The organism is Citrobacter sp. wls757, assembly GCF_005280935.1.
In the GTDB taxonomy this organism is placed as follows: domain Bacteria; phylum Pseudomonadota; class Gammaproteobacteria; order Enterobacterales; family Enterobacteriaceae; genus Citrobacter; species Citrobacter portucalensis.
On the sequence record NZ_SZWU01000051.1, the window covers coordinates 11509 to 15942 of the forward strand.

Sequence of the window (4434 nt, forward strand, 5' to 3'; positions counted from 1 at the left end):
CCATCGCGCTTTCGCGCAGGCTGGCTTTCAGCTTGGTGTACTCATCAATGACATACTGCTCGGCAGCGCGCTGATCGGCAATGCGTTCAACGTTTACAGCACAGTACTTGTACTCCGGCGTTTTGGTAATCGGACTTAAGTTCTCGGTTACCAGTTCATTACATGCGCCAATCCACCACTGGTAGGTCATGTAAATCGCGCCTTTGTTTGGACGATCGCTGACTGCCGCACGGGTAATGACCCGGCCTTTACGCGAGTTCACCCACACCAGCTCTTCATCCTGGATGCCCAGGCGTTCTGCGTCGGCGGTGTTGATCTGGGCATAGCCCGGTTCATCCGCCAGCGCGGCCAACGCCGCACAGTTACCGGTCATCGAACGGCAAGAGTAGTGGCCGACTTCACGCACTGTAGACAGTACCATCGGGTACTCCTCAGTGAGTTTGTCGATTGGCGCTACCCAGTCGCAGGTGAAGAACTGCGCCAGGCCGTTCGGGGTGTCGAACTTCTCTTTGAAGAGATAAGACGTACCCTGGTCGGCTTCTGAGGTGTCGCGGCAAGGCCACTGGATATAACCCAGTTCGCCCATTTTCTCGTAAGTGGCACCGTAGAAATCCGGGCACAGATGACGCAACTCGTCCCAGATTTCCTGGGTGTTGTTGTAGTGCATCGGGTAGCCCATACGGGTGGCGATTTCACTGATAATCTGCCAGTCCGTTTTCAGATCCCACTTCGGCTCAACGGCTTTAAAGAAGCGCTGGAAGCCACGGTCAGCTGCGGAGAATACGCCTTCATGCTCACCCCATGACGTAGACGGTAAAATAACGTCTGCGGCAGCGGCAGTTTTGGTCATGAAGATATCCTGCACGATGACCAGTTCCAGATCCTCAAAGCCTTTGCGCACTGCGGAGAGTTCAGCATCGGTTTGTAATGGATCTTCACCCATGATGTACGCCGCGCGTACTTCGCCATGCGCTGCACGGTGCGGCAGTTCGCTGATGCGATAACCGGTATGAGCAGGCAGACTTTCCACGCCCCAGGCTTTAGCGAACTTCTCGCGGTTAGCCGGATCTTTCACATACTGATAGCCCGGATAAGTATCCGGCAGCGCGCCCATGTCACATGCGCCCTGAACGTTGTTCTGCCCACGAACCGGGTTAACGCCCACGCTCGGCTTACCGAGGTTGCCGGTCAGCATTGCGAGGCTGGTCAGTGAACGCACGGTTTCCACGCCCTGATAGAACTGGGTAACACCCATGCCCCACAGGATGGCCGCGCTTTTCGCCGTGGCATACATACGTGCAGCCTGACGAATATCCTGCGCGCTAACGCCAGTGATATCTTCGACGGACTCCGGCGTGTAGCCTTCGACGATCTTGCTGTACTCTTCGAATCCTTCCGTACGGGAGGCGACGAACGCCTGGTCGTACAGTTTTTCTTCGATGATGACATGACCCATAGCATTGAGCAGCGCGATGTTCGAGCCGTTTTTCAACGCGATGTGCATGTCGGCAATACGCGCGGTTTCAATTTTGCGCGGATCGCAGACGATGATTTTCGCCCCGTTACGTTTAGCATTAATCACGTGATTCGCCACGATCGGGTGGGAATCCGCCGGGTTGTACCCGAAGATGAATACTAAATCTGTGTTATCAATTTCATTGATAGCATTACTCATTGCGCCGTTACCGACCGATTGGTGCAGACCTGCAACCGATGGGCCGTGTCAGACGCGAGCGCAGCAGTCAACGTTATTGGTACCAATAACGGCGCGCGCGAATTTTTGCATTACATAGTTGGTTTCGTTACCCGTACCGCGAGATGAACCGGTCGTCTGAATAGCGTCCGGGCCATACTTCGCTTTGATGGCGCTCAGACGACTGGCGACGTAATCAAGCGCTTCGTCCCAGGAAACGGATTCCAGTTTGCCGCCACGCTGGCGACGGATCATAGGGGTTTTCAGACGAGGGGTCAGGATCTGGGTATCATTGATAAAATCCCAGCCATAGTAGCCCTTCAGACACAGGGTACCCTGGTTGGTTTTCCCCTGCGCCGCTTCAGCCCGGACGATTTTGCCGTTATCGACCACCAGGTTGATTTTGCAACCTGATGCGCAATATGGGCAAACCGTGACGACTTTTTTCATCGGTCTCGCTCCAGTTAATCAAATCGCGCATACGCGCTTGTCGTTTTTGTTATGCATCTTTTATGCCATGTTTTTATCAGGGGCATTAGTCGATATTACGGGCGAATTTTGCGCAAAACCCTGACGAAAAACAGGCTGTCGTCATATTTGACGTGACGAATCTCCAATACGTGACGCCCCGGCAGTGTGACCGAGGTTATGTTTCCCGCACATCCTTGTGCCTTATCGCTGTCACTCTGTGCAGAATCAATCACACTCATTTAAGTTGGCCAGAAATGGGGAAAAACAATGAAGCCAGCCATACTGGTTGTGGATGATGACATCGCTGTCTGCACGCTTTTACAGGATGTGCTGAGCGAACACGTCTTTACGGTGACCGCCTGTCACACCGGGCAGGAGGCGCTGCGCTGCATTGAGACTCAGCCGGATATCGCTCTGGTATTGCTGGACATGATGTTGCCCGATATCAACGGTCTGATGGTGTTGCAGCAGGTGCAAAAGATGAGACCCGGATTACCGGTGGTGATGCTGACCGGGCTTGGCAGCGAGTCGGATGTGGTTGTTGGGCTGGAAATGGGGGCTGACGACTATATCGGTAAGCCGTTCAATGCGCGGGTGCTGGTGGCGCGGGTAAAGGCGGTGCTCAGACGCGTTGGCGTGTTAACGGCAGAAAGCGGCGGCCCACAGACCACGGGGCTTTCTTTCAATGGCTGGCATCTGGATACCGCCGGTTGCCAGCTGCATAATCCCCAGCAGTTGAAGGTGGAGTTGACGCAGGGGGAATACAGCCTGCTGTTGGCGCTGGCCCAAAATGCCCGCCGGGTGCTGAGCCGGGAACAGCTGCTGGAGCTGACGCGCAGCGACAGCGTTGAGGTGTTTGACCGCACTATTGACGTGTTAATCATGCGGCTGCGGCGAAAAATAGAGAACAACCCGCACCAGCCAATGTTGATCAAAACCCTGCGTGGGCTGGGTTATGTGTTTGCCGCCGACGTGCAGCATCACGATAAGGCGGCGTGATCGTGTGCAGTTGCCGGATGCGGCGTAAACGCCTTATCCGGCCTACAAAAGCGATAACAACTCTGTAGGCCTGATAAGCGCAGCGCATCAGGCATATTTCCGGACGATGCGGTCGTAGGCCTGATAAGCGTAGCGCATCAGGCGTCAGCCATTTCTGCTTTCAACTCTGCCAGCGTCTTCGCGCCATCTATCGCATTCGCGCACAGCAAGCTTGCCCGCGCACAGGCGTGTGCCAACCTGACGCTGTCCGTCAGCGACCAGCGCTCATGACAGCCATACAAAAATCCAGCGCAAAACGCATCTCCCGCCCCGACGCTGCCAACGATCTCCTCCTGCGCCAGGTACTGCGACGGGATCCAGACGCCCGGCAGATCCGGCGCTTCACCCCAGGCACCTTCCGGACAGTGGATCACCACCCGCTGGCGTACACCTGCATCCAATAATTCGCGTGCGGCGGTGGCGATGTGCGCAATATGCAGTTCGCCGTTGGGCTGGCGGATCTCCAGCCCGCTGAACTCCCCGGCTTCCAGCTCGTTAATCACCAGATAGTCGAGATGGCGCAGGGCTGGCATCACCAGCGGTTGATAGCGCGGGTCGCCCTTGCGTGAGACCAGATCCAGCGACGTTTCAAAGCCGGTGTCGCGCATTTGCGCCAGCAGCCGTGCGCTACGCGTCCCGTACTCCTCATCCGGCATGTCCAGACTGTCGAGCAGCAGCAGATATCCCAGATGGAAGATTTTCATCGAGGTATCCAGTTGCTCAAACGCAGGCAGATCGAGTAGCCGATTGGCACCGGGCGAGTGGAAAAAGGTGCGCTGACCGCTGGGATCGGTCATCACCTGCGACATCGACGTGGGGGCGAATGTGGTGCGCTGCACGTGTTGGCGATTAACGTGATACTGCTCCAGCATCGCCATGATGTAGTCGCCGTCGCTGTCCTGACCGATTAACCCCACCGCCTGCAACGGCAGCCCAGTGTGCATTTTTGCCAGCGTCAGCAGCACATTAAGCGGCGCACCGCCCGTGGCGCGTTCGCTACGGGTGATTTCCGCCAGCCAGCCACGTTCCGGCCACTGCACAATTTGATGCACGTGATCGACCAGCATGTTGCCTGCGGCGATAACGCCTTTGCGTTCCATCAGACCCGTCCCGCGCTGCCAAAAATGCGCATCTGTTCCGAAACGGTATCGGTAATGGCCTCTTCAATGCCGAGCAGCAGTTCGGCGAATTCGTCGTACAGCGGCTGGCGATTCGCCATCCGTGTTTCTACC

At 56.3% G+C, this 4434-nt stretch carries 3 protein-coding genes and 1 pseudogene; 1 reads left to right on the forward strand and 3 read right to left on the reverse strand.

What is annotated here, in order from left to right:
• The coding region (fdhF, locus tag FDW94_RS13895; protein WP_137377768.1) for a formate dehydrogenase subunit alpha at positions 1–2143 on the reverse strand (2143 nt) is incomplete at its 3' end.
• A gap of 288 nt (positions 2144–2431) precedes the next feature.
• Here fdhF and FDW94_RS13900 point away from each other — a divergent pair.
• Positions 2432–3163, forward strand: a complete 732-nt coding sequence (locus tag FDW94_RS13900) for a response regulator transcription factor (RefSeq protein WP_008786942.1) — start codon at positions 2432–2434, stop codon at positions 3161–3163.
• A gap of 137 nt (positions 3164–3300) precedes the next feature.
• On the opposite strand, the gene FDW94_RS13905 is transcribed toward FDW94_RS13900, so the two are convergent.
• Complete coding sequence (locus tag FDW94_RS13905; protein ID WP_095533153.1) at positions 3301–4305, reverse strand: carbohydrate kinase family protein; 1005 nt, start codon at positions 4303–4305, stop codon at positions 3301–3303.
• Positions 4302–4434 (reverse strand): annotated as a pseudogene (locus FDW94_RS24230) (ketose-bisphosphate aldolase); the annotation flags it as partial. The gene FDW94_RS13905 and the pseudogene FDW94_RS24230, both read right to left, overlap by 4 nt.

Bases quoted from the DNA above. Each gene is read 5' to 3' on its own strand.
- FDW94_RS13900 (WP_008786942.1), top strand. From the start codon at position 2,432: ATGAAGCCAGCCATACTGGTTGTGGATGATGACATCGCTGTCTGCACG.